This is a genomic window from Amycolatopsis sp. NPDC026612, assembly GCF_040638285.1.
Classification (GTDB): Bacteria; Actinomycetota; Actinomycetes; order Mycobacteriales; family Pseudonocardiaceae; genus Amycolatopsis.
Genome location: NZ_JBEZYB010000008.1, coordinates 1 through 26,945, shown reverse-complemented (window position 1 = coordinate 26,945; position 26,945 = coordinate 1). Strand labels below are relative to the sequence as shown.

At 71.8% G+C, this 26,945-nt stretch carries 21 protein-coding genes; 13 read left to right on the top strand and 8 right to left on the bottom strand.

Features of this window, described 5'->3' with window-relative positions; genetic code table 11:
* Positions 1-15 precede the first annotated feature (15 nt).
* The 3 genes from AB0F15_RS11155 to AB0F15_RS11145 form a co-directional block, all read right to left on the bottom strand.
* On the bottom strand, positions 16-495 hold the full coding sequence (locus AB0F15_RS11155) for a hypothetical protein (protein WP_360268677.1): 480 nt from the start codon (positions 493-495) through the stop codon (positions 16-18).
* Complete coding sequence (locus AB0F15_RS11150; RefSeq protein WP_360268675.1) at positions 492-2,879, bottom strand: molybdopterin-dependent oxidoreductase; 2,388 nt, start codon at positions 2,877-2,879, stop codon at positions 492-494. Before AB0F15_RS11150 ends, AB0F15_RS11155 begins: the two co-directional genes overlap by 4 nt.
* Positions 2,880-2,956: 77 nt before the next feature.
* Complete coding sequence (locus tag AB0F15_RS11145) at positions 2,957-3,433, bottom strand: MarR family transcriptional regulator (protein ID WP_360268672.1); 477 nt, start codon at positions 3,431-3,433, stop codon at positions 2,957-2,959.
* 79 nt (positions 3,434-3,512) lie between these two features.
* Between AB0F15_RS11145 and AB0F15_RS11140 the strand changes: the two genes are divergently transcribed.
* From AB0F15_RS11140 to AB0F15_RS11110, 7 genes are all read left to right on the top strand, one after another.
* Positions 3,513-3,869 (top strand): DUF6292 family protein, encoded by a 357-nt coding sequence (locus AB0F15_RS11140; RefSeq protein ID WP_360268669.1) that lies wholly within the window; start codon positions 3,513-3,515, stop codon positions 3,867-3,869.
* Positions 3,850-5,643 carry a thiamine pyrophosphate-requiring protein gene (locus AB0F15_RS11135; protein ID WP_360268667.1) on the top strand — a complete coding sequence of 598 codons (1,794 nt, stop codon included), beginning with the start codon at positions 3,850-3,852 and terminating at the stop codon, positions 5,641-5,643. The genes AB0F15_RS11140 and AB0F15_RS11135 overlap by 20 nt, the downstream gene beginning before the upstream one ends.
* The gene (locus AB0F15_RS11130) at positions 5,643-6,743 is read left to right on the top strand and encodes an enolase C-terminal domain-like protein (RefSeq protein ID WP_360268665.1); all 1,101 of its coding nucleotides are present in this window, start codon (positions 5,643-5,645) and stop codon (positions 6,741-6,743) included. Before AB0F15_RS11135 ends, AB0F15_RS11130 begins: the two co-directional genes overlap by 1 nt.
* Before the next feature lie 13 nt (positions 6,744-6,756).
* Complete coding sequence (locus tag AB0F15_RS11125; protein WP_360268662.1) at positions 6,757-9,831, top strand: FAD-binding and (Fe-S)-binding domain-containing protein; 3,075 nt, start codon at positions 6,757-6,759, stop codon at positions 9,829-9,831.
* On the top strand, positions 9,828-10,139 hold the full coding sequence (locus AB0F15_RS11120) for a hypothetical protein (protein WP_360268659.1): 312 nt from the start codon (positions 9,828-9,830) through the stop codon (positions 10,137-10,139). The genes AB0F15_RS11125 and AB0F15_RS11120 overlap by 4 nt, the downstream gene beginning before the upstream one ends.
* Positions 10,136-11,146 carry an SDR family oxidoreductase gene (locus AB0F15_RS11115; protein ID WP_360268657.1) on the top strand — a complete coding sequence of 337 codons (1,011 nt, stop codon included), beginning with the start codon at positions 10,136-10,138 and terminating at the stop codon, positions 11,144-11,146. Before AB0F15_RS11120 ends, AB0F15_RS11115 begins: the two co-directional genes overlap by 4 nt.
* A gap of 143 nt (positions 11,147-11,289) precedes the next feature.
* Positions 11,290-11,727 (top strand): hypothetical protein, encoded by a 438-nt coding sequence (locus tag AB0F15_RS11110; protein WP_360268654.1) that lies wholly within the window; start codon positions 11,290-11,292, stop codon positions 11,725-11,727.
* Between the two features lie 27 nt (positions 11,728-11,754).
* Here AB0F15_RS11110 and AB0F15_RS11105 read toward each other — a convergent pair whose 3' ends face one another.
* On the bottom strand, positions 11,755-12,912 hold the full coding sequence (locus tag AB0F15_RS11105; protein WP_360269115.1) for a helix-turn-helix domain-containing protein: 1,158 nt from the start codon (positions 12,910-12,912) through the stop codon (positions 11,755-11,757).
* A gap of 169 nt (positions 12,913-13,081) precedes the next feature.
* Here AB0F15_RS11105 and AB0F15_RS11100 point away from each other — a divergent pair, with 169 nt between their 5' ends.
* Positions 13,082-14,263, top strand: a complete 1,182-nt coding sequence (locus AB0F15_RS11100; protein WP_360268651.1) for an oxygenase MpaB family protein — start codon at positions 13,082-13,084, stop codon at positions 14,261-14,263.
* 85 nt (positions 14,264-14,348) lie between these two features.
* Here the strand turns inward: AB0F15_RS11100 and AB0F15_RS11095 are convergent, their stop codons facing one another.
* The 4 genes from AB0F15_RS11095 to AB0F15_RS11080 all read right to left on the bottom strand — a co-directional run bounded on the left by AB0F15_RS11095 (position 14,349) and on the right by AB0F15_RS11080 (position 19,101).
* Entirely contained in the window at positions 14,349-15,797 is a 1,449-nt protein-coding gene (locus AB0F15_RS11095; RefSeq protein WP_360268648.1) for an arabinofuranosidase catalytic domain-containing protein, read from the bottom strand.
* 40 nt (positions 15,798-15,837) lie between these two features.
* Positions 15,838-16,869 carry a LacI family DNA-binding transcriptional regulator gene (locus AB0F15_RS11090; protein WP_360268645.1) on the bottom strand — a complete coding sequence of 344 codons (1,032 nt, stop codon included), beginning with the start codon at positions 16,867-16,869 and terminating at the stop codon, positions 15,838-15,840.
* A gap of 3 nt (positions 16,870-16,872) precedes the next feature.
* Positions 16,873-18,249: an RICIN domain-containing protein gene (locus AB0F15_RS11085; protein WP_360268642.1), complete on the bottom strand. Its 1,377-nt coding sequence runs from the start codon at positions 18,247-18,249 to the stop codon at positions 16,873-16,875.
* Positions 18,250-18,357: 108 nt separating this feature from the next.
* Positions 18,358-19,101, bottom strand: a complete 744-nt coding sequence (locus tag AB0F15_RS11080; protein WP_360268639.1) for an FCD domain-containing protein — start codon at positions 19,099-19,101, stop codon at positions 18,358-18,360.
* 319 nt (positions 19,102-19,420) lie between these two features.
* Here AB0F15_RS11080 and AB0F15_RS11075 point away from each other — a divergent pair, with 319 nt between their 5' ends.
* From AB0F15_RS11075 to AB0F15_RS11055, 5 genes are read left to right on the top strand one after another with little or no spacing between them, the layout of a single operon-like run.
* A complete protein-coding gene (locus tag AB0F15_RS11075; protein ID WP_360268637.1) occupies positions 19,421-20,743 on the top strand; it encodes an extracellular solute-binding protein in 1,323 nt (440 codons plus the stop codon).
* Entirely contained in the window at positions 20,740-21,624 is an 885-nt protein-coding gene (locus tag AB0F15_RS11070; RefSeq protein ID WP_360268634.1) for a sugar ABC transporter permease, read from the top strand. Before AB0F15_RS11075 ends, AB0F15_RS11070 begins: the two co-directional genes overlap by 4 nt.
* Positions 21,614-22,552: a carbohydrate ABC transporter permease gene (locus AB0F15_RS11065; RefSeq protein WP_360268631.1), complete on the top strand. Its 939-nt coding sequence runs from the start codon at positions 21,614-21,616 to the stop codon at positions 22,550-22,552. Before AB0F15_RS11070 ends, AB0F15_RS11065 begins: the two co-directional genes overlap by 11 nt.
* Before the next feature lie 30 nt (positions 22,553-22,582).
* Positions 22,583-24,496 (top strand): hypothetical protein, encoded by a 1,914-nt coding sequence (locus AB0F15_RS11060; protein WP_360268628.1) that lies wholly within the window; start codon positions 22,583-22,585, stop codon positions 24,494-24,496.
* Between the two features lie 23 nt (positions 24,497-24,519).
* Positions 24,520-26,895, top strand: coding sequence for a ricin-type beta-trefoil lectin domain protein (locus tag AB0F15_RS11055; protein ID WP_360268626.1), 2,376 nt, complete (start codon positions 24,520-24,522; stop codon positions 26,893-26,895).
* Positions 26,896-26,945: the final 50 nt, after the last annotated feature.

The window sequence follows — 26,945 nt, the reverse complement described above, 5'->3', positions numbered from 1 at the left end:
CGGCGATCGCCTAATCTAGCTGGTCAGGATCTGCGGCGAGAGCACCTTCAGCATCGCGTTGGTCCACTTCAGCTGCCTCAGCGTCCGCGGGTGGCACCGGCTCGCCAGGTCCCGCAGCTCGGTGTCCCTGGCCGCCTGCGCCGCCTGCGCGAGCAGCTCCCAGTCGAGCGACACGCCCGCCGCGCGGCGGTGCAGGCGCCGCAGGTCCGCCAGCAGGAGCACGCCCGGTTCCGGACGGCGGCCGCTCAGCTCGGACAGTGCCGTCCGCAGCGGCTCCAGGGGGCCGGGGCCGGGGACGTGCTCGCCGAGGTCGAGGCCGTGGGCCCGGCCGGCGCGGGCGAGATCGCGGACGTGCGCCGCCGACCAGCCGGCGAGGTCGCGGGCGAGGTGGTGGATCTCGTGTTCCGCGTGGTGCCGTTCGGACGTCTTCCGCAAGTCCCTGGCCAGCGCCGTCTCCGCGCGGTGCAGTTCCCGCAGGACGAGGTCGAGCTTCATCGGACGACCTCCTCGTCGACGGCCGCGGGCACCGGCTCGGCGACCGGGGCCGCCACGGCGCCGACCCGGCGCAGCGCGGCCGCGGCCGTCTTGAACAGCGGCTGCTTGGACACCGGGTCCCAGTCGGTGAAGGTGAGCTCGTTGGCCGCGCGATCGCCGTCCTTGCCCGCCGGGTGGTCGACGTCCCAGTAGCCGTAGTGGAACGGCAGGAACAGCACGCCGTCGCGGATGCCGCCGACGCGGACCCGGGCACGGACGGCACCGCGCGGGGTCGAGACCTCCGCGAGGTCGCCTTCGGCAAGCCCGGCGGCGGCCGCGTCCCGCTCGGACACCTCGAGCCACACCTCCGGCGCGGCCGCCCGCAGCTGTGGGGCGCGGCCGGTCTTCGTGCGGGTGTGGAAGTGGTAGAGGGTCCGGCCGTTGATCAGGTGGAACGGGTGGTCGTCGTCCGGCGTCTCGTGCGGCGGGAAGTACTCGGCGGCCTTGAGCATGGCCTTGCCGCCGGGGTTCATCGCCTGGTACTCGACCGGGTCCAGGGGTGTTCCGGTGATCAGGTCCCGGCCGTAGTCCTCGCAGTAGTCCGGCCGCGCCGGGAACTTGCCGTCGGTGTAGAGCCGTTCCGTCCCGTTCGGACGGTCGGCGGTGCAGGGCCACTGGATGCCGCCGGCTTCGCGCAGCTTCGCGTAGCTGAGGCCGCTGTAGTCGCACGGCCGCCCGGCCGACGCGCGTTTCCACCCCTCGAACGCGGTTTCGGGGTCGTGCCACTGCGGGAACGGTTCGCCGTCCTTGTCCCGGAAGTCCATTCGCCGCGCGTAGTCCAGGAAGATGTCGAGGTCCGCCCGCGCCTGCCCGGGCGGCTCGACCGCCTTCTCGGACAGGTGCACCGTGCGGTCGGCGTTGGTGAACGTGCCGGTCTTCTCGCCCCAGATGGCCGCCGGCAGCACGACGTCGGCGAGCTCGGCGGTCTCGGTGCGGAAAGCGTCCTGCACGACCAGGAACAGCCGCGGGGAGTCCAAAATGGACCGGATGCGGTGCAGCTCGGGCAACGAGACCGCGGGGTTCGTGGCCGACACCCAGAGGAACCGGATGGAGCCGGTCTCCGCGTAGCGCAGCATCTGCATCAGGTGCGTCGGCGGCGCGAAGTGCGGGACCCGGTCGACGTCGACGTTCCACACCGACGCCAGCTCGGCCACGTGCGTGTCGTTCGCCCAGTTGCGGAACCCGGTCAGGTCGCCGTCGGCGCCGCACTCGCGGGTGTTCTCCGCCGTGGGCTGGCCGTTCATCTGCAGCACGCCGGCGCCGGGCTTGCCCAGCATGCCGCGCAGCAGCACGAGGTTGTTGACCTGGACGGCGGCCGCGGACGCCTGGTGCGACTGGTAGAAACCCTGCAGGACCGTGCACAGCAGCCGCTCCGCCGTGCCCAGCAGCCGAGCGGCTGCCCGGATGTCCGCGGCGTCGAGACCGCAGATCTCCGCGGCGCGCTCGGGCGGGTACTCCGCGGCCATCGCCGCGACGTCGTCGTAGCCGATCGTGCAGCGCTCGACGTATTCGCGGTCGGCCCACCCGTGCTCGATGATCTCGTGCAGGATCCCGTTCATCAGCGCGACGTTGGTCCCGGGCAGCGGCGCCAGGTGCAGCGTCGCCGCCCGGGCGACCGGGGTGTCGCGCGGGTCGACGCAGAGCACCGCCGGCGGGTTGGGCCCGGCGAGCCGGTCGAGGACGCGCGACCACAGGACGGCCTGCGTTTCGGCCATGTTGTGGCCGAAGAGGGCGATGACGTCGGCGTGATCGACGTCGGTGTAGGACGACGGCTGGCCGTCGCAGCCGAACGACTCCTTCAGCGCCGCGGCCGCGGTCGCCGTGCAGAGCCGGGTGTTGCCGTCGAGGTGGTTCGTGCCGAGGCCGCCGCGGGCGATCGCGGCGAGCGTGTGGTACTCCTCGGCGAACAGCTGGCCGCTGGTGTAGAACCCGAGCGCGCCGGGCCCCTGCTCGTCGAGCAGTTCCTTGCTGCGCCGGACGATCAGCTCCATCGCCTCGTCCCAGCTCGCCTCGGCGAGCTCCCCGTTCTTGCGCACCAGCGGCGTGGTCAGGCGGTCCGGCGAGGAGTTGGCCTGCCAGCCGAAGAGGTCCTTCGGGTCGAGGCGGCCGTGGTTGACGCGGTCGCCGGCCCGGCCGCGGACGCCGGCGATCCGGCCGTCCTTCACCGCGATGTCGAGACCGTCGCCGTTGGAGTGCAGCACCGCGGCACTGCGGACCCAGCGGTCGACGTCGTCCGGCCGCAGGCCGTCGGCGAGGTGGCTGTCCACCCGGACCGGCCACGGCTCCCCCGGCCCGTAGGGCGTCCTGGTCCCCCAGGGCTCGGTGATTCCGTCGCGCTTCCCCACTGCAAGGACCTCCGATCACGACTTGAGCGGCGCTTGGGTACCCGCTCTCCACGCGCGCAAACCTTTTTGCCGCGAATCTAAGTTGCGTGACGCAAAAGTGAACGCGAATCCGATTCGTCCGCTTCGACCGCTCCGGCAAACCGCTTCAAAGCGGTGATCGCGGCCACGCGCGCCGCGGGGTCGAGCCGGTGCAGGACGCCCGCCAGCACCCGGCGGCGGTCGCGGTCGACGCGGTCGACCAGCTGACGCCCCGGTGCGGTCGGCGCGAGCAGCGTCTCCCGCCGGTTCAGCGGGTTGGGGGCCTTTTCCAGCAGGTTCAGCGCGACCAGCCGATCACACGCCCGGGTGACCGAAGACGGGTTCATGGCCAGCTCGCGCGCCACCCGGCCCATGGTGACCGGCGTCCGGTCGACCACCACCCGCAGCGCGCGGAACTGGGTCAGCGTCAGCTGCTCGGTGTTCCGTTCGACGGTCGAATCGGCGATCGTCACCATCGCGCGCAGCACCGCCAAGGCCGCGTCGATGCCCTCTTGCTCCACCCACGTTTGCGTCACGCAAGTATGATAGACGGTCAAAGCGGGTACAGCGCATCGTGAGCGCCCATGGCGACCACGGAAGGAGGCGTCCGCGCCGGTGAAACCGGATCCCGGGCACGCCGAGGCGGCGGCCCTGCGCGACTACGTCGAGACCGTCGCCGAGCTGCTGCGCGTCGAGCCGGCCGCGTCGTGGAGCGAACCCGGCAGCCCGTCGGCCGCCTACATCGCCCTGGCCGACCGGCACGCGGGCCGGTTGCTGATGCTGCAGTGGGCCGCCGACAGCGGGTGGTGCCTGGCTGTGGAACCGGACGGCGCGGAAGAGCCGTCGGTCCTGGTCCGGTGGCCCGAACCGGCGCGGCCACCGGCCGCCGTGGTGGCTCGCCGGGTCCACCAGGCGCTCACCGAAGCGGCACCGTACGGCAAAGGGAGTATTCATGAGCCAGACAGTCGGTGACTACCTGCTCCAGCGCCTCCGCGAGTGGGGCGTGGACCAGGTCTTCGCCTATCCGGGCGACGGCATCAACGGGATCGTCGCCTCCTTCGGCAAAGCGGACGACCAGCCCCGGTTCGTGCAGGCGCGGCACGAGGAAATGGCCGCGTTCTCGGCCGTCGGCTACGCCAAGTTCAGCGGCAAGGTCGGCGTCTGCATGGCCACCTCGGGCCCCGGCGCCATCCACCTGCTCAACGGGCTCTACGACGCGAAGCTCGACCACGTCCCGGTGGTCGCGATCGTCGGGCAGACAGCGCGCAGCGCGATGGGCGGCAGCTACCAGCAGGAGGTGGACCTGCAGGCGCTCTACAAGGACGTCGCGAGCGAATACCTCGTCGAGGTCAACGTCGCCGAGCAGCTGCCGAACGCGCTCGACCGGGCGATCCGGACGGCCGAGTCGTCCCGCTGCCCGACGGCCCTGATCATCCCCGCGGACCTGCAGGAGGAGGAGTACACCCCGCCGCAGCACGCGTTCAAGCAGGTGCCGTCCAGCCCGCCGGGCACGGCGTGGTCGCGGCCGGTCCCCGCGGAGCAGGACATCGAGGCGGCGGCCGAGGTGCTCAACGCCGGCGAGAAGGTCGCCATCCTCGTCGGGCAGGGCGCGCGCGGCGCGGCGGAGGAGGTCCGCCAGGTCGCCGAGGTCACCGGTGCCGGCGTGGCGAAGGCGTTGCTGGGCAAGGACGTCCTGCCCGACGACCTGCCGTGGGTGACCGGCTCGATCGGGTTGCTCGGCACCCGGCCGAGCTACGAGCTGATGCGCGACTGCGACACGCTGCTGATCGTCGGCTCGAACTTCCCGTACAGCCAGTTCCTGCCGGACTTCGGCCAGGCCCGCGCGGTGCAGATCGACCTCGACGGCCGGTTCATCGGGATGCGCTACCCGACCGAGGTCAACCTCGTCGGCGACAGCGCGGCCACCCTGCGCGCGCTGCTGCCGAAGCTGGCGAGCAAGCCGGACCGCTCGTGGCGCGAGACGATCGAGAAGAACGTGGCTTCCTGGTGGGAGACCGTCGAGAAGGAAGCCGCCGTCGACGCCGACCCGGTGAACCCGATGGCCATCGTGTCGGAGCTGTCGAAGCGGATTCCGGAGAACGCCATCGTCACCGCGGATTCCGGCTCCTCCACCAACTGGTACGCGCGCAATCTCCGGATGCGCGGGGAGATGCGCGGCTCGCTGTCGGGCACGCTGGCGACGATGGGCCCGGGCGTGCCGTACGCCATCGGGGCCAAGTTCGCCCACCCCGACCGGCCGGTGATCGCCCTCGTCGGCGACGGCGCCATGCAGATGAACGGCCTCGCCGAGCTGATCACCATCGCTCGCTACCAACACCTGTGGAGCGACCCGACCTGCGTGATCTGCGTCTTCCACAACAACGACCTCAACCAGGTCACGTGGGAGCTGCGGGCGATGGGCGGCGCGCCGAAGTTCGAGGAGTCCCAGACGCTGCCGGACATCGATTACGCGAGTTTCGCCCTGTCCCTCGGGCTGGCCGCCGTCACGGTCGACAAGCCGGACCAGCTGGCCTCGGCCTGGGACACCGCGCTGACGGCGGGCAAGCCGGCGGTGCTGGACGTCCGCTGCGACCCGGACGTGCCGCCGATCCCGCCGCACGCCACCTTCGAGCAGGTCAAGTCCGCCGCCCAGGCCGTGCTGAAGGGCGACCCCGACGCGCTGCACCTCGTCGCCCAGGGCGTCAAGACGAAGCTGCAGGAGTTCCTGCCGGGCGGGAAGCACTGATGACCCGGCAGCCGCCACGGGTCGAGCGGGTCGGCGCCCGGGCCTACCGGGTGCCGACCCCCGGCCCCGAGGCCGACGGCACGCTGACCTGGGACGCGACCACGATCGTCGTGGTGCACGTCGAAGGCGGCGGGGTCACCGGGCTCGGCTGGACCTACGCCGACGCGGCGTGCGTCCCGCTGATCGAAGGAAAACTGGCCCCGGTGGTCACCGGCCGCCCGCTGAGCGACGTGCCGGCGGCGTGGACGGCGATGCAGCGGGAGATCCGGAACCTGGGGCGGGCCGGGCTCGTGTCGTGCGCGCTGTCCGCCGTCGACATCGCCCTGTGGGACGCCGCCGCCCGGTGGCTCGACGTACCGGTGAGCCGCCTGCTCGGGCGGGTGCACGAGAGCGCGGACGTCTACGGCAGCGGCGGGTTCACCACGCTGTCCGGCGACGAACTCGCCGCGCAGCTGAGCCGCTGGGTGCACGAACTGGGCATCCCGCGGGTGAAGATCAAGATCGGCGAGTCGTGGGGCGGCGAGACCGGCCGCGACCTCGACCGGGTGGCGGACGCGCGCAAGGTGATCGGCGACAGGGCCGCGTTGTACGTGGACGCCAACGGCGCCTACTCGGCCGGGCAGGCCCGCCGCATCGCCGAGCGGCTCCTGGAGTGGGACGTGACCTGGTTCGAGGAACCCGTCTCCAGCGACGACCTCGCCGGGCTCGCGGCCGTCCGCTTCCCGGGTGGCCCCGACGTCGCCGCCGGGGAGTACGGCTACGACCTGCCGTGCTTCGCGCGGCTGCTGCCGGTCGTCGACTGCCTGCAGATCGACGTCACCCGCTGCGGTGGCTACACGGAGTGGCGCCGGGCCGCCGCACTGGCGGCCGCGGCCAACCGGGACGTCTCGGCGCACTGCGCGCCGAACCTGTCCGCGCACGCCGCGGTGGCCACCCCGAACTTCCGGCACATCGAATGGTTCGCCGACCACGAGCGGATCGAGCAGCGGTTGTTCGACGGCTGCCTCGACCCGGCCGGCGGCCGCGTGACGCCGTCGATGGCCGCGCCGGGGCACGGCCTGGCTTTCCGCGCCGAGGCGGCGGCCGAGTACGCCCGCTGAAGGAGGATCCGCGATGGGACAGATCCAGCTCCCCGATCCGGTGGTGCGCCACACGGATCACGAAGAAATCGACACCAGCGCGCTCGCCGCGGCGCTGCGCGAGCAAGTCGACGGCGAAGTGCGCTTCGACCGCGGCACGCGCGCGGCGTACTCGACCGACGCGTCCAACTTCCGGCAGGTACCCCTCGGCGTCGTGCTGCCCCGCACGCCGGACGACGCGGTGGCGGCGATCGCGGTCGCGCGCGAGTTCGGCGCCCCGGTCCTGTCCCGCGGCGGCGGCACCAGCCTCGCCGGCCAGTGCACCAACACCGCCGTCGTGCTCGACTTCTCGAAGTACTGCCACCGGCTCGAGTCCGTCGACGCCGAGGCGCGCACCTGCGTGGTGCAGCCGGGGATCGTGCTCGACGACCTCAACCGGCAGCTGGCGGACACCGGCCTGCGGTTCGGGCCGGAACCGGCGACGCACATGAACTGCACGCTCGGCGGGATGATCGGCAACAACTCCTGCGGCGCCACGGCCCAGCGCACCGGCAAGGTCGTCGACAACATCGCCCGCCTCGAGGTCCTCACCTACGACGGAACGCGCTTCTGGTGCGGCGAAACCACCGACGAGGAGTACGCCGAGATCGAACGCCACGGCGACAAGCGGGCCGCGATCTACCGGCAGCTGCGGCGGTTGCGCGACGAATACGGCGACGAAGTCCGCCGCCGGTACCCGGACATCCCGCGGCGCGTGTCGGGCTACAACCTCGACTCGCTGCTGCCGGAACACCACTTCGACATCGCCGGGCTGCTCGTCGGCAGCGAGTCCACCCTGGTCACCGTGCTGCGGGCCGAGCTGGAACTCGTCCCCGTGCTGCCCGAGCGGACGCTGGTGGTGCTCGGCTACCCGGACATCGCCACCGCCGCCGACGCCGTGCCCGCGGTCCTCCCGCACGAGCCGGTGGCCCTGGAAGGCGTCGACCACAAGCTGATCCGCGATCAGCAGATCAAGGACATGAACCCCAAGGCCCTCGGCGAGCTGCCGCACGGGCGCGCGTTCCTCATGGTGCAGTTCGCCGCCGGCACCCACGAGGAAGCCGAGCAGCAGGCGCACAAGATGCTCGACGCCCTGCACGGCACCGAGCACGAGGCCGACGTCGAGTTCCTCGACGACCCGGCCCGCGAGCACGAGCTGTGGCAGGTCCGCGAAGCCGGGCTCGGCGCCACCGCGCACCTGCCGGGGCGGCCCGACACCTTCGAGGGCTGGGAGGACTCCGCCGTCGCGCCGGACCGGCTCGGCGAGTACCTGCGGAAGCTGACCGCGCTGTACGAAGAGTTCGGCTACGCCGGCGACACGGGCCCGAGCCTGTACGGCCACTTCGGCCAGGGCTGCGTGCACACCCGGATCCCGTTCGACCTCTACAGCGCCGACGGTGTCGCCACCTACCGCCGGTTCATGGAACGCGCCGCCGACCTCGTCGCCGAGCTGGGTGGATCGTTCTCCGGCGAGCACGGCGACGGCCAGTCCCGCGGCGAACTGCTGCCCAGGATGTTCGGCGCCGACCTGGTGACCGCGTTCGGCAGGCTGAAAGCCGTCTTCGACCCGGGGAACCGGATGAACCCCGGCAAGGTCGTCGCGCCCTACCGGCTCGACGAGAACCTGCGCCTCGGCGCCGGCTGGGCGCCTGCCGACCCGCAGGACCTGTACTTCCGGTTCCCCGACGACGGCGGCTCGTTCGCCCAGGCCGCCAACCGCTGCGTCGGCGTCGGCCGGTGCCGGCAGCACACCACGAGCGGCGGGCAGGTCATGTGCCCGTCGTACCAGGTGACCGGTGAGGAGGAACACTCCACGCGCGGGCGGGCGCGGCTGCTGTTCGAGATGCTCGACGGCCACGGCGACAGCCCCGTCGGCGACGGCTGGCGCTCGACCGACGTGCGCGAAGCCCTCGACCTGTGCTTGGCGTGCAAGGGGTGCAAGACCGACTGTCCGGCCAATGTGGACATGGCGACGTACAAGGCGGAGTTCCTCGCCCACCACTACGAAGGGCGCCCGTGGCGGCGCCCGCGGTCGGACTTCACGATGGGCTGGCTGCCGGCGTTCGCCCAGGTCGTGGGCCGGCTGCGGGCCGGTCGCGTGGTCAACGCCCTGACGCACGCGCCGGGGCTGTCCCGGCTGGCGACGCTCGCCGCGGGCGTCGAGGACCGGGAAGTCCCGTTGTTCGCCGGGGAAACGCTGCAGCAGTGGTTCACCCGGCGCGGCCCGGCCGGCACCGGCGCCCGCGGAACGGTGCTGCTGTGGCCGGACACGTTCACCAACTCCTTCCACCCGCACGTCGGGCAGGCCGCCGTCCGGGTCATGGAGGACGCGGGGTGGCGGGTGACGATGCCGTCGGCGGCCCTGTGCTGCGGGCTGACGTGGATTTCGACCGGCCAGCTGGGCGTCGCGAAGCACATCCTGGCGCGCACGGTCCGGGAACTGGCCGCGCACCTGCACGACGGCGGGCTCGTCGTCGGCCTGGAACCCAGCTGCACCGCGGTGTTCCGCTCCGACGCGGCCGACCTCTTCCCCGGCGACCAGGACGTCCGGCGGCTGCGCGCGCAGACCGTCACCCTCGCCGAACTGCTCACCGAACACTCCCCCGGCTACCGCCCGCCCCGGCTCGACGCGAAGGCGATCGCGCAGGTCCACTGCCACCAGCACGCCGTCATGGGCTGGGACGCCGACCGGAAGCTCCTCGAAGCCGCCGGCGTCGACGCCGAGCACCTCGACTCCGGGTGCTGCGGCCTGGCCGGCAACTTCGGGTTCGAGAAGGGCCACCTGGAGGTCTCGGAGGCGTGCGCCGAGCGGGTCCTGCTCCCCCGCGTCCGGGACGCCGCGCCGGACACCGCCGTGCTGGCCGACGGCTTCAGCTGCCGCACCCAGCTGCACGAGCTGGACAGCGGCGGCCGCGAAGGGGTCCACCTGGCGGAGCTGCTGGCCCGGGGGCTCGGCTCGCCGCCGGAGACCCCGCGGCGGGGGAAACGGACGGCGGTGGCCGCCGCACTCGGCGCCGCGGCCGTGGGAGCCGCCGCCCTGGGCACCGCCGTGGCGCGGCGGGCCCGATGACGCGCCGGGTCGCCGCCGCGCGGATCGTGTGGGGCGGCGGGGTACTGGCGGCTTCGCGGTACCTCCCGGTGCCGCGGAAAGTGGTGCTGGCACTGGGTTTCCGGCACCTCGCGCAGGGCGCGGCCGTCCTGCGGCGGCCGGACGGGGTGGTGGCCCGGCACGGCTGGACCATCGACGTGGCGCACAGCGTCAGCATGCTCGGCCTGGCCGCGGTGTCCCGCCGGTGGCGGGCCGCCGCGCTGGCGAACGCGGTGACCGCGGCCGTCTGGGCCCGCGCGGCCCGCATCGGAGAACGGAGAAAAGCATGACCGGACAGGACAACCAGGTCGTCGTCGTGACCGGGGCCAGTGGCGGCATCGGCCGCGCCGTCGCCCGGGCCTTCGGCGCCCGGCACGCCCGCGTCGCCCTGCTGGCCCGCGGTGAGGGAGGGCTGGCCGCCGCCGCCGAAGACGTCACCCGAGGCGGGGGGACGGCGCTCGCGATCCCCACCGACGTCGCCGACTTCGACCAGGTCGACGCCGCGGCCGAGCGGACCGAGAAGGAGCTCGGCCCGATCGACGTGTGGGTGAACGTCGCGTTCACGTCGGTGTTCGCGCCGTTCGACGAGATCGAGCCGGACGAGTTCCGCCGCGTCACCGAAGTCAGCTACCTCGGCTACGTACACGGCACCCTGGCCGCGCTGCGGCGGATGAAGCCGCGCGACCACGGCACGATCGTGCAGGTCGGCTCGGCCCTCGCCTACCGCGGGATCCCGCTGCAAAGTGCTTATTGCGGCGCGAAGCACGCCATCCAGGGCTTCAACGAGGCCCTGCGCTGCGAGCTCCTGCACGACGGCAGCCACGTCCGCACCACGATGGTGCAGATGCCGGCGGTCAACACGCCGCAGTTCTCGTGGGTCCGGTCCAAGCTGCCGCACCAGGCGCAGCCGGTGCCGCCGATCTACCAGCCGGAGGTCGCCGCCCGCGCGGTGCTGCACGCCGCCGGCCACCCGCGCCGGCGGGAGTACTGGGTCGGGGGCAGCACCGCCGGCACCCTCGTCGCGAACGCCGTCGCCCCCGGCATCCTCGACCGCTACCTCGCCCGGACCGGCTACCGGTCCCAGCAGACGAGCGCGGACAAGCCGGACCACCAGCCGGAGAACCTGTGGACCCCGGCCGACCGCGCCCGGGACTTCGGGGCCCACGGCCAGTTCGACGGCAAGGCGACACCGCGCAGCTTCCAGCTGTGGGCGAGCCGCCACCACGGCCTCGTCGCCGCCGGCGGGAGCGCGCTTGCCGCGACGGCGCTGGCCGTGTGGCGCCGGACCCGGTCGTGACGGCTCGGACCGCGCAGCCTCGCCCGGCGGACATCGGCCGAAAGGACGAGGGCCCGGCAGGCGAACCGCCCCTTCGGCCGAGGTGACGGCGCCGTCCCTGCCCCTAGCTTGGTCGGCAGCTGGAAGCGGCCCGGGGAGGGATCATGAAGTTCACCGCCAAGCGAGCCGTGGTGTCCGCGGTCGCGGCCGGGGCCGCCGTGGTGGCGATCGGCGCCACTGTCGTCGCCACCGCGGCGGATCCCGTCGCCCCCGAGGTCGTCGTCGCGACCCCGGCCGAAGCCGGGCACGAGAACGAGGGCAAGTACACCGCCGGGGACTACGTGCTCCACGTGCACGAACTGAACGACGACGGCGAGGGCATGAACACCGCCATCGGACCCGGGACCACGTACTACTCGAAGACCCTGCACGGCGCCGGCACCTGGCGGCCCACGGTCGTCAAGTTCTCGGCCGGCCGCGACGCCGACGCGCCGATCGTGTTCGCCTACCCTGTCCCCGCGCCGGGCCGGATCGTCGACTGCGCGGCCTCCGGGACCGAAGCCGCGCCGCAGGTGCGCTGCGAAACCAAGCCGGCCCGCTGACCCCTCGCGCCGGTGCCCCCTCCGGCGTCACAGCCCCAAGGCGCTCACCAGCAGCGCGGCCACCGCGGCGCGGTGCGCGGGGCTGTCCTGCCACCGCAGCCGGCGGCCGGCCTCGACCACCACACCGAACCCGGCGTGCACCAGCACGCGCGCCTGGCGCGCGTCGAGTTCGGGACGGGCTTGGCGCAGGTGCTGCTCCCAGACGGCGATGTGCTCGCGCTGCGCCTCGACCAGCGGGCGGCGCAGGACGTCCGGCAAACCGGCGATTTCGGCGTTGGCCACGCTGTTGAGGGCGCTGTGCTCGAAGCTGTACGCCACGTACGTCGCCGTCAGGGCGCTCAGGGCGTCGTGCGGGCCGGTCACCCCGTGCAGGTTGTGGTCGACCGCCTGGGCCAGCAGGCCCGCCGCCTGCAGGCACGCGGCCGCCAGGATGTCGGCCTTGCCGGGGAAGTACCGGTAGAGCGCGGACGGCACCAGCCCCACGGCCTCGGCGATCCGGCCGTTCGTGACGGTGGCGAACCCGTCCCGTTCGAACAGCGGGACGGCCGCCGCGAGGATTTCCGAACGCCGGGTCCGGGGCACCGGCGGGGCCGGGACCTCGACGAACCGCGCGTGCGCCGCGACGGGGCCGGTGGCGGCCACCCGCCGGGCCGCGGCCTGCAGCAGGTCCCCGACCCGGCGCCGGCCGATCGAGTTGTGGTGGGTCGTGACCGACCCGATGGCCCCCAGCGCCGCCACGGCCCGCAGGTGCTCGCCGGGCCAAGGGTGCTCGCGCCGCACCGCCGCCGCCACGCGCTCGACGACATGCGCGAACTTCGCCGCGAGCAGCCGGCGGTCTTCGCGCTCGAGGTAGCGGGCCTCCCAGCGGTACACGCCACCGGTCTCCCGGTGCGCGACGGTGACACCGGTGACGGCGGCGAAGGTCTCCGCCAGGGACGCGTCCGGGGGTACTTCGGCGAGCGCGGCGACGAGCCGGTCCGCCATGACGTTCGCGCACTCGGCGAACAGTGCGTACTTGTTCGGGAAGTGCCGGTACAGGGCGGCCGCGGTGATGCCCACGCGCGCCGCGATCTCCTCCATGGACGCCGCGTGGTAGCCGCGCTCGCTGAACACCGCGGCGCCCGCCTCGACGATGAGCTGCCTGCGGTTGCGGGGCCGGACGGCCGCGGCCGGCTGGGCGGTCACCGCGGCCGCCGGAGAGTCGTGCGCGAGGCCATGCGTGTCAGTCAACCACAGGCAGCCCGGCTCTTGCCGACCCACGAATCAGCTTCTATGTTAATGAGAAATCTCCTCTCAAGTACCGCTCACGACCAGCCTGACCGGCTACTGCCTACCAAGGAAGCTAGGTAAGTAAATGAGCAATCTCAGCAGGAGAAACGCCCTTTCGCTCGGCGTCGCGCTGGGTCTGGTGGGCGCGGCGAGCGTCGTCCCGGCCTGGGCGTCGACGGCCGCGGCCGACCCCTGGTGGGTCTGGGACGACGAAGTGGACCGCCTGATGGCGGGCGTCCTCGACACCGGCGGGGTCCCCGCGGTCAACACCGCGCTGCGCTCGTGGGTGAACAACGGCGACGCCCTGCCGGGCGGCCTGCCCGCCGACCTCGCCGGCTACCTCCAGCGGGTCAACCGGTTGCCCGCCTGGGCCGACGCCGGCAAGCTGCGCCGCGCCGCCGACTTCAACCGGCGCAAGGACACCTACCTGTTCCTGCTGTACGGCCTCGGCAGCGGCATCATGAGCACGGTGATCCCGCGGGAGGCCAGGTCGGTCTACTGGTCCGCGGGCGGCGCCGCCATGCAGGACCGCGCGGCCAAGACGTTCACCTTCGGCTACGACCTGAGCGAAGCCGGCGCCTTCGAACCGACGGGCCAGTTCGTGGTCACGGCGAACAAGACGCGGCTCGTGCACGCCGCGGTGCGCCACCTGCTGCCGCAGTCACCGCACTGGCGGGCGGCCGCCGACGAGCAGGTGCCGATCAGCAACGGCGACATCCTGGTGACCTTCCACAGCCTCGGGACGTTCGTGCACCGGAAGCTGCGCGACTGGCACGTCCCGATGTCGGCCGCGGACGAGGACGCCTTCCTGCACCAGTGGCAGGTCGCCATCCACCTGCTCGGCGTGCGGGACGAGTTCATCCCGCAGACGTGGGCCGCGGCGGACGCGCAGTCGGCCCAAGTGCTCACGCCGCTGCTCGCTCCGACCGCCGAGGGCAAGGAACTGGCCGCGGACCTGCTCGGCCTGACCGCCCAGGTCGACCTGGGCGTCACGCGCGGATTCCTGAACGAGTTCGTGCGGTACGTGCTCAGCGACGAAGTGGGCGACTGGCTCGGTTTAAAGCGCGACTACGCGGCCGCGGCACTGGTCCGCACCGGGTGGCCCGCGTACATCGCCTTCCGGGAAGGGCTGCTGCCCATCGCCCCGGCCGGGTTCTACCTCTTCGACCAGTTCGTGCGCGCGCTCGCCATGCTGTTCCTGAACCGGGGCACGTCCCCGGCGAGCACGCCCATCACGATCCCCACCGCCAACCGGCCCGGCGCCTGAACGCACCCGGCCGGGCGACGAGCCGGCTCCGCGGCCGGTTCGCCGAACGGCGTACCGGCCGCGGAGCGGTGATCGTGCGGGAGACTCAGCGATAGCCGGCTGCGACGACGTTCGCCTGGACCGCGCTTTCGGTCGCGTCCGAGGGGTAGCCCGCAACCATCGCCCCTTCGTAGAACGTCCCCGCGCTCAGGTTCGCCCCGCCGCCGGGTTTGCAGCAGTCGCCGCCGCTGCCCAGGATGATCGCCCCCTGCTTCTTCATCGGGCTGTAGCCGCCGGGGAGGCCGCCGTCCCACATCGTCGTGAGGCCGCCCGACTGGGCGTTGCTGCCCTTGAGCGCGAACCGGGACGTCCCGTTGTTCTTCAGCATCGCCGTGACGAACTTGCTCGGCAACGCCCGCTGGTTCGGGTTCCACTGCTGGCTGCCACCCGGGTACAGCCCCCACTCGAGGTCGGCCTGCACCCACGGACCCGAGCCCTGGCACCCGCCGAACCAGCACTCCGTGCCGAAGTTGATCGCGTCCATCGCGCCGGCCGCGTCGGCCTTCCGGGTCGTCTCGCTGTTGCCGTAGTCGAAGCAGCAGCCGCTGTTGACGTGCGTCCCGCTGGTCACCATGTACATGCCTTCGGGAGCGCTGCCGGTCGGCACGCCGGTCAGGTGGCCGTCGCGCCAGTAGCTGTTGCCGGGGTTGATGAAGAGGGAGTACGCCTTCGTGCCCCCGACCGTGAGCGACTCCGAGGTCGCCTTCGCCGGGCTGCTCTGGTTGGAGCCGGGGACCGTGGCCGATCCCTGGTACCACAGGTCGTTCCCGCGGCCGGACTGGTCGTAGACCACCGTGACGACGCAGGACGTGCCGGCGCAGAACGCGTCCTGCGCGGCCGCGTCGGCGTTGCCGCCCGCCGCCAGGACACCGACGTTCCTTGTCGTGTTGTCGGACGAGCGCCGGACCTGGTAGAGGCTGCCGGCGTAGGTGCCGTAAAGAGCCCGGACCGTGCTGTGCGCGGCGACGCACGGCGTGCCGCCGGAAGCGTAGATGTCGCAGGGCGCCGTGCCGGTCGGGGGCGGCGGGGTCGTCGCCACGCTCCACTGCTGGTTGCTCTGACCGTGGCAGGTCCACAGGACGACCGCGGTGCCGTTGGCCGTGCCCGCGCCGGTCACGTCCAGGCACAGCCCCGACTGGCTGCCGCTGATCGTCCCGTCGGCGTTCTGCCGCCACTGCTGGTTCGCCCCGCCGTGGCACGACCAGATGATCGCCGCCGTGCCGGGCGACGTCCCGTTGCCGGAGGCGTCCACGCACCGCGTGCCGCCCATCGTCCGCAGCTCACCCGCCGCGGTGAATTCGTACGCCTGCCCGGGCTGGTTCGAGCAGTCCCGGATCTCCAGCGCCGTTCCCGGTGCATCGGTGCCGCCCTTGACGGTCAGGCACCGTCCCGACGCCGCGCTCGCCAGCTGCGTCGGCGCCGCCGAAGCCGGCACCGCACCGGCCAGCGCCGTCACCACCATCGCGGCCACCATCACGATCACGCGCACGGACACGCTTCCTCCTCGGGTCGTCCGTCCTGGCTGGACAGCAGCATCATGCCGACTTCCGCGGCACCAGCTCGGTGTCGAGCACGGTGCACCGGCGCGCGGGCGCGCCGTCGATCATCGCCAGCAGTTCCGCGGTCATCCGGGCGCCCATTTCCTCGACCGGCTGGCGCACGGTGGTGAGCGGCGGGTCCGTCCAGCAGCTGATCGGCAGGTCGTCGAACCCGACGAGGGCGACGTCACCGGGTACTTTCCGCCCTGCGCGGCGAAGTGCGCGCAGGGCCCCGACCGCCATCATGTCCGAGGCGGCGAAGATCCCGTCGATGTCCGGCCGCCTGCTGAGCAGCCGGGACGTCGCGTACTCGCCGGACGCCTGCCCGAAGTCCCCGCACACCACGAGGCTCTCGTCGTACCGGCCGGCCCGCGTCATCGCCTGCCGGTACCCGAGCAGCCGGTCCACCCCGGCGGTCATGTCCTGCGGCCCGGCGACGGTCGCCACGGTGTGGCGTCCGCCGTCGAGCAACCGCTGGGTGGCCAGCCGTGCACCTCCTTCGTTGTCCGCGTCGACGTACGGCAGCCGGCCCGCTCGCCCCTCCTGGACCGGCCGGCCGCCGCACACCACCGGAATGCCCAGCCAGTCGAGGTCGAGCGGCCGGCGGCCGTGCATGCCGACGATCAACGCGCCGTCGACGTGCCCGCCGTCGAGGAACCGCACCACGGGAGCCTGGTAGTCCTCCGTGGCCGGCACGGTGAGCAGCACGAGCTGCACGCCCACCGAGGCCAGTTCCCGGCCGACCCCGGCGGCGATCCGCGGGACGTAGGGATCGGTGAACAACCGGGGCACTTCCTCGCACACCACCAGCGCGACGGACCCGGTGTGCCGGGTGCTCGCCGCCCTGGCCGCCCGCTGCCGGGCGTAGCCCAGCGCCAGCATCGCGGACTCCACCTGTTTGCGCCGTTCCGGGCTCACCCGGGGGAATCCGTTCAGCACGCGGGAAGCGGTGGCGATCGACACCCCGGCCGCCCGCGCGACGTCGGCCAGGGTGGGACGGAAGCCGCTGGACGGCTCGGCGATCGACATGGCTCAGGCGCGCTGGAGCTGGAATCGCTGGTTCGGATTCCCGGTGAACGTCCACTGGGAAATCCGTGCGCCGTCGGCGGTCGAGACTCCCCAGACGTCCAGCGCCAGGCCGCTCAGCCGGTTCACCAGGCTCACCGCACCGCTGCCCTGGTCGACGACCCGCCACTGCTGGGCGGTGGCGTTGGTGTCGGCCTGCTGGCTGATGTCGGCGCCGGTGTTCGCGTTCGCCGCCTGCAGCACGAGTCCGCTGTTGCGGGCCCGGACCCGGTAGTAGCCGTCACCGGAATCGACGAAGTCGAACTGCTGGCTGAGGCCGCCGTTGGCCGACTCCTGCTCGATGAGCGCCCCGGCCGCCGTCGACGCGCCGGTGATCCCCATGAGCTTGCTGCTGTGCTGGGCCACCAGCTTGTAGTTGACGCCGGTCTGGACCGGCGAGGTCGGCTGGGTGGAGGAGTCGAACTGCGTGATGAACTTCCACACCTCGCCCGAGGTCCAGGTCTGCCAGCCGTCGCAGGTGCAGCCGTCCCGCGGGCCCGGGTCGTGCCCCGCGCCGTCGAACGCGGCCCAGACCACCGGATAGCCGGGTTTGCAGCCGGAGTACGCCGTCACGATGTGGGTCAAGCTGCCGTTGGCCGGCTCCGGCGGGTTCTGCGGGGTGCAGCCGTTGTTCCGGACGAACTGGTCGCGCAGCGAGCGTCCCGAGGCGATGGGCAGCACGTTGTCGCGGAGGCCGTGCAGACCGATGTAGGCGACGGGCTGCGTGCCGCCGCTGCAGCCGCTGAGGTTCGCGCCGGAATAGACGGCGACCGCTCGGAAGACCGTCGGCCGGGCGCAGGCGAGCGCGTAGCTCATCGCGGCGCCGTAGCTGAAGCCGCCGGCGAAGACCTGGGACGTGTCGACGCACAGGGCGCTTTCGAGCTGCTTCAGCATGTCGTCGATGAAGGTGACGTCCTGACCGCCGGGGTTGGCCCAGCCGTTGCCGTTGCCCTGGGGCGCCACGAAGATCGTGCCGTTGCCGGCGTTGTCGGCCAGCCGCCGCAGCCCGTAGTAGGACCAGTTGTAGCCGTCGGTCCCGCCCGAGTCGACGTCGTTCGCGGTGCCGCCGCGCCAGTGGAGACCGACGAACAGGCGGTAGGAGTGGTTGTTGTCGTAGTTGGCCGGCACCCGCAGGATGTAGCTGCGGTTCTGGCCGCCGCTGGAGATCGTGTGGTTGCCGCTCGTCAGCCCGGGGGCCTTCCCGCAACCCGCGGTGCCGGCGGCCGCGACGGCCGGGCCGGCCGCGGCGGGGGCGGGCGCTGCCGCCTGCGCGGTGCCGCTCGCGACCAACGCGAGCACGGCTCCGAGCACGGCGGAGGCGAACCGGGATCTATGCCTTGCCATCACAGGGCTCCCTCTGTCTTCGGACGTCGTTGTCCTCCGGGGTCGGGGGAACCCCGGAGCAGAATGGTCCACAATGGAACGATCACCGGTTTCCCGGGATCGGGATGTTCAGCGCCCGAAGAGCCGCCGCTGGATCTCCCGGCGGTAGTCCTCCAGGGTGTTGTCGAGGTGGACGGCGGCGGCCTGGGCCGCCGCGTCCGGGTCGCCGTCGCAGATCGCCTGGTAGATCGCGCGGTGCTCGTCGACCGCGCCCGCCGCGTGCCCGCCGATCCCGCCGGACATCCCGATGATGTTCGACTGGCGTTGCAGGCGGCGGGCCTCATGCACGGCCGCGACGAGGAACTGGTTGTGGGAAGCGGCGGCGATCCCGGCGTGGAAGTCGTCGTCGCCCCGGTCGAACAGCATGGTCTGACCGGTCAGGTGGCCGTGCCGGCAGGTTTCGGCGGCGGCCTCGATCGCGCGCAGTTCCGCCGGGGTCGCGTTGGCCGCCGCCAGCCTGCTGGCGGCGGTCTCCTGGATCCGGCGGAATTCGAAGAGCATGTAGACGTGGTCGAGATCGGCAGGGAGGAAGAACCCTCCCCACCGGGAAGCGCCGAGCATGCCCTCGTCGTCGGAGACATACAGCCCACGTCCTTTGTGCGCTCGCACCCGGCCGATCGCCGAGAGGATCTTGACGGCCTCCCGTACGACGGTCCGGCTGGTTCCCATCCGTGCCGCCAGTTCGTTCTCGGTCGGCATCCGGTCGCCGGGCCGCAGCTCCAGTTCGGCGATCAGCCGCAGGATCTGCTCCGCCACCACCTCATAGCCGGGGCGGTACGGGACCGGTGGTACTACTTCCTCGTCACGGGTCACTCGATGAGTATGACTCAGTAACTCCGGCAGCACCTTACCTCGCCCACCCGGCATCCGGTCAATCTTTGTCAGGACGAATTGAAAATTACACCTCGGGCGCCCGCAAGAGGGGCGAGACGGAGCAATGAGCATGCCTATTGCTTGACGCCGGGGGGGCGCGCTGCTCTCATAGATCACCGAGCCACCAACGGAAAACCGCCGGCTGATGTCGAAACTTTCGATAGCCAGTCGGACCGGCCTCGCGAATGAGTCAGACACATCCTGCACCGGTCCACCCGGCCGGCTTACCGACGGGTGCCACGACGAAGTGGAGTAGCTGATGAGGGGCAGGAGACACGCGGCCGTCCTCGCCGGGGCACTGGCCATGGCGATCGCGGGGTGCGGCAGCGGCGGCGGTACGGCGCCGGCCCAGAACAGCTTCACACCGGCACCCCAGACCGGCGGAACCCTGACGGTGTGGGTGGATTCGACCCGCATGGCCGCCGCCCAGCTGTACCAGAAGCAGCACCCCGAGGAGAAGCTGGACATCGTCAGCTACGACGGGGACGCCAACGGTTCGAACTACCTCCAGACCAAGGTGAGCCTGTTCAACCGGACCGGCAACGGCTGGCCGGACGTGGTGTTCAGCTCCCAGAACAACGAAGTGTCCTGGGCCAGGCAGGCCAACTTCACCGCGCCGCTGAACAAGGGACTGCTCGACAAGTCCATTTTGGATGGCTGGGCGCCGGGCGCCAACGATCCGTGCACGGTGGAGGGCACGGTGTACTGCCTGCGCAACGACCTCTCCCAGACCGTGCTCTGGTACAACACGGCGCTGATGAAGCAGTGGGGCTACCAGGTACCAGCGACGTGGCCGGAGTACCAGGCACTGGGCCAGAAGGTGGCCACCGAGCACCCTGGCTACCTGGTCGGGGCGGCGGGCGACACCTTCACGCCGGAGATCTACCTCTGGGCGAGCAAGTGCGGCGCCAACCGGATCACCGGGCCGAAGGCCGTCACGGTGAACGCGACCGAGCCGAACTGCACCCGGATGGCGCAGCTGCTGGACACGCTGGTCAAGGCCGGCAGCATGTCGACCAGCAGCGTGTTCAGCTCCGACTTCGACAAGAACTCCGCGGACAAGATCCTGATGATGCCCGGCCCGTCCTGGTACGGCGGCTCGCTGTTCAAGGAGACTTTCAAGACCCCCGCCGGCCAGGTGGCGGTCGCGCCGATGCCCCAGTGGCCGGGCGACCCGGCACCGTCGGTGGGCAACGTCGGCGGCGGCACGTGGCTGGTTTCCGCGCACAGCCACAACCTCAAGGCTGCCACGGACTTCCTGACCTGGGTGACCACCTCGGACGACTACCAGGGCAAGCTGGCGCCCGGCTACCCGGCGCACCAGGCGGCCGCGAAGACGTGGCTGGCGAACCAGGCGGCCTCGGGCTACTACTCGGGCGACATCGCCGCGCCGCTGCAGGCCGCGGCCGGCCAGGTCTGGTCCGGCTGGGGCTACGGCCAGTTCAGCCAGGAGGCGATCTGGGCCGCCACCGTGACCCCCGGCCTGACGGCGGGCAAGACCATCGTGTCGCTGCTCCCGGCGTGGCAGACCGCCATCGAGAACTACGCCCGGTCCACCGGCTACGAAGTCAAACAGCAATGACCGCGCCGGTGGCCGGGCGACGGCGCGCCGGCCGGGCGGGCTACGGTTTCGTCGCCGCCTACCTGGTGCTGCTGATCGCCTTCGGCGTCGTCCCGACCGGCTACGCGATCTCCTTCGCGGTCACCGACGCGGGCGGTGGCTTCACCGGGCTGACGAACTTCCTGACGGCAGCCCAGGACTTCCGGTTCGCCGCGGCCATCGGGCACGTCGCGCTGTACCTGGTCTTCTGGCTCGCCGCGCTGGTGGTGTTCGTGGTGGGGCTGGCCCTGCTGCTGCACCGCCTCGGCGGCCGCCCCACCGGCCGGGCCCTGCGCTTCCTCTACTACATCCCGGGTGCCCTCGCCGGCGCGGCGAGCGTCCTGGTGTGGCTGTTCATGCTGGACCCGGCGGTCAGCCCGGCCGGGTTCCTGCTGCGCGGCCTGGGTTTCGACACGTTCGGCCAGGTCGTCGCGCTCGAGCACCTGCCGGTGCTGTTCACGCTGATCGCGTTCTGGACCGGCGCGGGCGGCTGGATCGTCGTGCTGTACGGGGCGTTGAACACCATCTCCCCCGACGTCCTCGAGGCGGCGCGGATCGACGGCGCCGGGGCCTGGCAGACCGCGTGGCGGATCCAGATCCCGTTGCTGCGCAAGTGGATCGTCTACATGGTGATCCTCACCTTCGCCGGTGGCACCCAGCTGTTCGTGGAGCCGCAGCTGCTGTCCCAGGCCAGCGTCGGCGTGGCCGGCCGGGACTACTCACCCAACCAGCTGTCCTACGACTTCGCCTTCCAGAACAACGACGTCGGCACCGCGGCCGCCATCTCGGTCGAGCTGCTGGTGGTCGGCCTGGTCGTCGCGGCCGTGTTCGTGACCCGGTCGAGGTTCTTCGATGCCGATTGACCTCGAGCGGCCTTCCGCGCCGGCCCGCGCCGCGGCCCCGGCGGCGGCCCCGCGCCATCCGCGACGGCGACGCCGGCCGCCGAACCCGCTGCCCGGCGTGGTGCTCACGCTGTTCGTGCTGTTCTTCGTGCTGCCGGTGCTGTGGCTGCTGCTCGCCGCGACGAAGACCGACGACCAGCTGGTGCACGGTCATCCGCTGTCCTTCGGTTCCTGGCAGGCGCTGGGCGCCAACTGGAAGGCGCTGACCGCCTACCAGGGTGGCGCGATCTTCGAGTGGCTGGGCAACTCGGCGCTCTATTCGTCCTTCGCGCTCGTGATCACGCTGTTCGTGGCGGTGCCCGCCGGGTACGCGCTGGCCAAGACCGCGTTCCGCGGCCGGCGCGCGCTGCTCGTGACGACCCTGGTCGTCATGCTCATGCCGAACGCCACCCTCGTGGTGCCGCTGTTCCTGGAGCTCAACACCGTGCACCTGATCGGCACGATGTGGTCGATCGTCCTGCCGTACGCGTTCTACCCCTTCGGCGTGTACCTGGCCTACATCTACTTCACCACCGCTCTCCCGGAAGACCTGCTCGACGCGGCGCGGCTCGACGGCTGTTCGGAGTTCGGCGTGTTCCGCCGGGTCGCCCTGCCGCTGGCCACGCCGGTGGTCGCGCTGGTCGGGTTCTTCAGCTTCGTGGCCAACTGGACCAACTACTTCCTGCCGTACGTGATGCTGCCGGAGAGCGGCCAGTTCCCGGTCCAGGTCGGTCTCGGCACGCTGCTGAACGACGTGCCCCAGTTCAACCCGACCGTCGGCGGGCTCGCCGTCGAACGTCCGGTGCTGGCGCTGGCCACGCTGCTGGCGATCACCCCCGTGCTCGTCGTCTTCCTGTTCTCCCAACGGTTTCTCGTCACCGGCATGCTCGCCGGCGCCACCAAACACTGATCCGCCCACGCGAACGGGAGGACGCCAGGGATGGACCCCGCGATCACGGCCTCGGTGCCGCTGCTGGAACCGCCGGGCTGGGCACTGGCTCAGCGCGGCCTGTTCGACCTGCTCGACCGCGCCTGGCGCGCGTTCGACCACGGCTTCACCGGCCCGGACGGCCGGCTGGCCTACCGCGGCAGGCTCTCCACCCGTGACGGGGTGGACGACTTCTACGAGACCTTCTTCAACTGGCCGCAGCTCTACCTGCTCGGCGGGGCCGACGACCTGCTCCCCGCGGCCGAGCGGCACTGGGAAGGCGTCACCCGCCAGCTCACCGAGCTGGGGATGCTGCACGACGAGTACGAGCGCGGGTACGACTGGTTCCACCAGGGCGAAAGCCTGCTGCTGTTCTACTTCCTGTGCCTGGCGGCGCCCGATCGCTGGACCGAGCGGGCGCGGCGGTTCGCCGACCTCTACGTCGACCCGGCGCACGGCAACTACGACCCGGCGCACCGGATCATCCGCCGTCCCCACAACGGCAGCGACGCCGGCCGGGAAGGCCTGTTCGACGGCGACTCCTACCCCTGGCTGCCCGAAGAAGCCCGGATGTACGGCTTCCCCCTGGACTGGGTCCTGCCGCCCGGTACCGAAGAACCCCCGCGCGAGCACGATCCCCGGCTGGGCGACCAGCTGCGCCGGCGGGTGGGTGTCGGCGACACCGCGGTCAACCTGGCCACCACCGGGCTGGTCCTCAACGCGCTGATGCTGACCGGTGAGTCGCGCTACCGGGACTGGATCGCCGAGTACGTCGGCGCCTGGTGCGCCCGCGCGGCCGCCAACGGCGGGATCATCCCGGACAACGTCGCCCCGGACGGCCGGGTGGGCGGGCTGCTGGAGGGCCGCTGGTACGGCGGGCACTACGGCTGGTCGTGGCCGCACGGCTGGTACAGCGTCGGGCAGGCCGCCACCGTCGCCGCCCTCGCCGCGGTCGCGGCCACCGGCGACGAATCCTTCCTCGACCTCGTCCGCCCGGCCCTGGACGAGGTCATCGCCCAGGGCAAGGTGATGACCTTCGCCGAAGCGGACTCGAGCCTGCAGTCCCGCTGGACCGTCCAGCTCGGCGACGACGTCCGCGCGCCGACGCTGCACGTCCCGTTCCGGTACGACGACCGCGGCTGGTTCGACCACAACCCCATGCTGATGGCCGTGCCCACGGCGTTGTGGCACCACTCGGCCGCCCCGGCCGACCGGGAGCGGATCGAGCGGCTGCGCGCGGCCAGCGGGTACGACTGGAGCACCGTCCGGCCGTTCCGCAGCAAGGAAGAAGGCGGCCACGAAGAACCCTGGCTCGCCTTCCTGGCCGGCGACGACCCGGCCTACCCGGAGCGCATCCTCGCCGCCGCGCAGGCCCAGGTCCGCCACCGGCTGGCCCGGATGGAGCGCCACCTCGGCGAGGACGTCGCCGAGGCCGACATCCACCTGTGGCAGCAGAGCAACCCCGTGGTCACCGAGGCGCTGGTCCAGCTGACCTGGGGTGGCCCGCAGGTGCTCTACAACGGCGGCCTGCAGCAGGCTCGCGTGCGCTACTACGACGCGGCCGCCCGGCGGCCCGGCCTGCCGCCGTCGGTGGCCGCGCTCGTCTCCGGCATCGACCCCGAGGCGACCGTCGTCGACCTCGTCAACCTCGCGCCGTCGACCGACCACGAGGTGATCGTGCAGGCCGGGGCGTTCGCCGAGGACACCATCCGCACCGCGCACCACACCGTCTGCGACGACCCGTCGTGGATCGGCGGTCTCTACGACTACGGGCACACCGAACCCCGGGTCACCTCGGCCACGATCCGCGTCGACGGGCCATGGCTGACCGTGCGGCTCCCCCGCTCCACCACCGTCCGGCTCACGTTGGCCCTCGACCTGCGCACCAGCCCGCCGTCCTACCGCACCCCCTTCGACACACCGTAACCGTCCCCGGAGAGGTCCCCGCCATGCCGTCACGCACCAGATCCGTGGCTGCCGCGATCGCCACCGCCCTCGTGGTGACCGCGCTCGCCACACCACCCGCCCACGCCGCCACCGTGACGATCGCCGTCGCCCCGAACGGCGACGACGCCAATCCCGGCACCGCCGACCAGCCGGTCGCCACCCCGGCGAAGGCCCAGCAGCTGGCCCGTGCCCAGTCGGCGGGCAACGACGTCGTCGTGCAGCTCGCCGGCGGCACCTACCGGCTGGCCGCCCCGCTGCGGTTCACCAGCGCCGACTCCGGGCAGAACGGCCACACCGTCACCTGGCAGGCCGCGCCCGGCCAGACACCGGTCCTCTCCGGCGGGTCCCAGGTCGCCGGCTGGTCGGTGCAGGACGCGGGCCAGAACATCTGGGTGGCGTCGGTACCGCAGGGCGCCGACTCCCGGCAGCTGTTCGTCGACGGCGCGCTCGCCCCGCGCGCGGCGATCACGATCTCCCGCAACGACGTGCAGTTCACGACGACCGGGATGAACATCACGAACTCCGCGCTGAACTACCTCGCCACGCTGCCGCAGCAGAACCGGATCGAGGTGGAGAGCCAGAACTCGTTCACCGACCGGTACGCCCCCGTCGACCACGTCAGCGGCTCGACGATCACCATGCAGCAGCCCGCGTGGAACAACAACAACTGGGGCTACGACACCCTCGCCAAGCCGTTCGGCGGTGGCCAGCTGTTCTTGGAGAACTCCTACTCCTTCCTCAAGAACACCGGCCAGTGGTACCTGGACCCGCAGGCCGGGAAGCTCTACTACAAGGCACCCGGTGGCTGGGTGCCCGGCAGCCACGACGTCGAGCTCCCGCGGCTGACGTCGCTGCTGCAGCTGGCCGGCAGCTACGACAACCCGGTGCGCGGCATCGCCTTCAAGGGCCTGAACTTCGAGCACACGACGTGGCTCACGCCGAGCACGTCGGTCGGGTACGCGAACCAGCAGACCGGCACGTTCCTCCCGGCCGCGGCTCCGATGCCGGGTGACTTCCTGACCTCCTGCCAGTCGGGCTGCAAGCAGTTCGAGGGGGCCCGCAACGGCTGGGCCCAGGCGCCCGCCGCCGTCCAGGTCTCGGCCGCCACGGGAATCACCTTCAGCGGCAACACCTTCACCCAGCTCGGCCAGGTGGCGCTCGGCATCGGCAACGACGCGAACGCCCACGCCGCCGGCATCGGCCTCGGGGCGTCGTCGATCACCGTCGACCACAACACCTTCACCGAGAACTCGGGCGGCGGCATCATCGCCGGCGGCGTGCGCCCCGACGCGCACCACCCGTCGAACGCCGCGATGACGAACAAGGACATCACCCTCTCGTACAACACGGTCAGCCGGGTCGCCCTCGACTACCGGGAGATGGCCGGCATCCTGTCGACCTACGCGACGCACACCGTGATCACGCACAACGACGTCTCCAACCTCACCTACGACGGCATCGACGTCGGCTGGGGCTGGGGTGCCAACGACCAGGGCGGCGCCCAGGACTACCGCAACCGCGGCCTGTACGACTACCAGCCCGTCTACAGCACGCCGACGACCCTGCGGGACACCGTCGTCAGCTACAACCGGGTGCACGGCACGAAGAAGCTGATGCACGACGGCGGGAGCATCTACAACCTCTCCGCCAACCCCGGCAGCTCGATCGACCACAACTACGTCTACGACAACAACCGCACGGTCGGCCTGTACCTCGACGAGGGCTCCCGGTACGTGACCGTGTCCGCCAACGTGATCCAGGACTCCGGGGTCTGGGCGTTCACCAACGCCAACGGGTCCAACAACACCAGCGACAACACCTTCAGCGGCAACTGGCTCAACGGCGGCGCGACCCAGGTGGCCACCGGGCCGCCGCACAACAACGTCCTGACCGGGAACGTCCAGGTCAGCGGGACGAACTGGCCGTCGGGCGCCCAGCAGGTCATCGCCGCCGCGGGTACCGGCGGCAGCGGACCCGGCCCGGCCGCGGGCCCGGTGCGGGCGGTGGGCGCGAACAAGTGCCTGGACGTCAGCGGCGTCTCCACCACACCCGGCGCCGCGGTCCAGGTCTGGGACTGCAACGGCGGCACCAACCAGTCCTGGACCCGGACCAGCGCTGGTGAACTGAACGTCTACAGCGGCGACAGCACCCGGTGCCTCGACGCCTCCGGCCAGGGCACCAGCCCCGGCACCAAGGTCGTCACCTGGAACTGCAACGGCCAGAGCAACCAGCGGTGGCAGGTCAACGCGAACGGCACGATCACCGGGGTCCAGTCCGGGCTGTGCCTCGACGTCACCGGCTCCGGCACCGCGAACGGCACCCTGATCCAGCTGGCCACCTGCACCGGGGCGAACAACCAGAAGTGGACCCTCGGCTAGCGCCCCAATGTGGCCTTCGGTGCGTCTAACGCACCGAAGGCCGCCTTGGG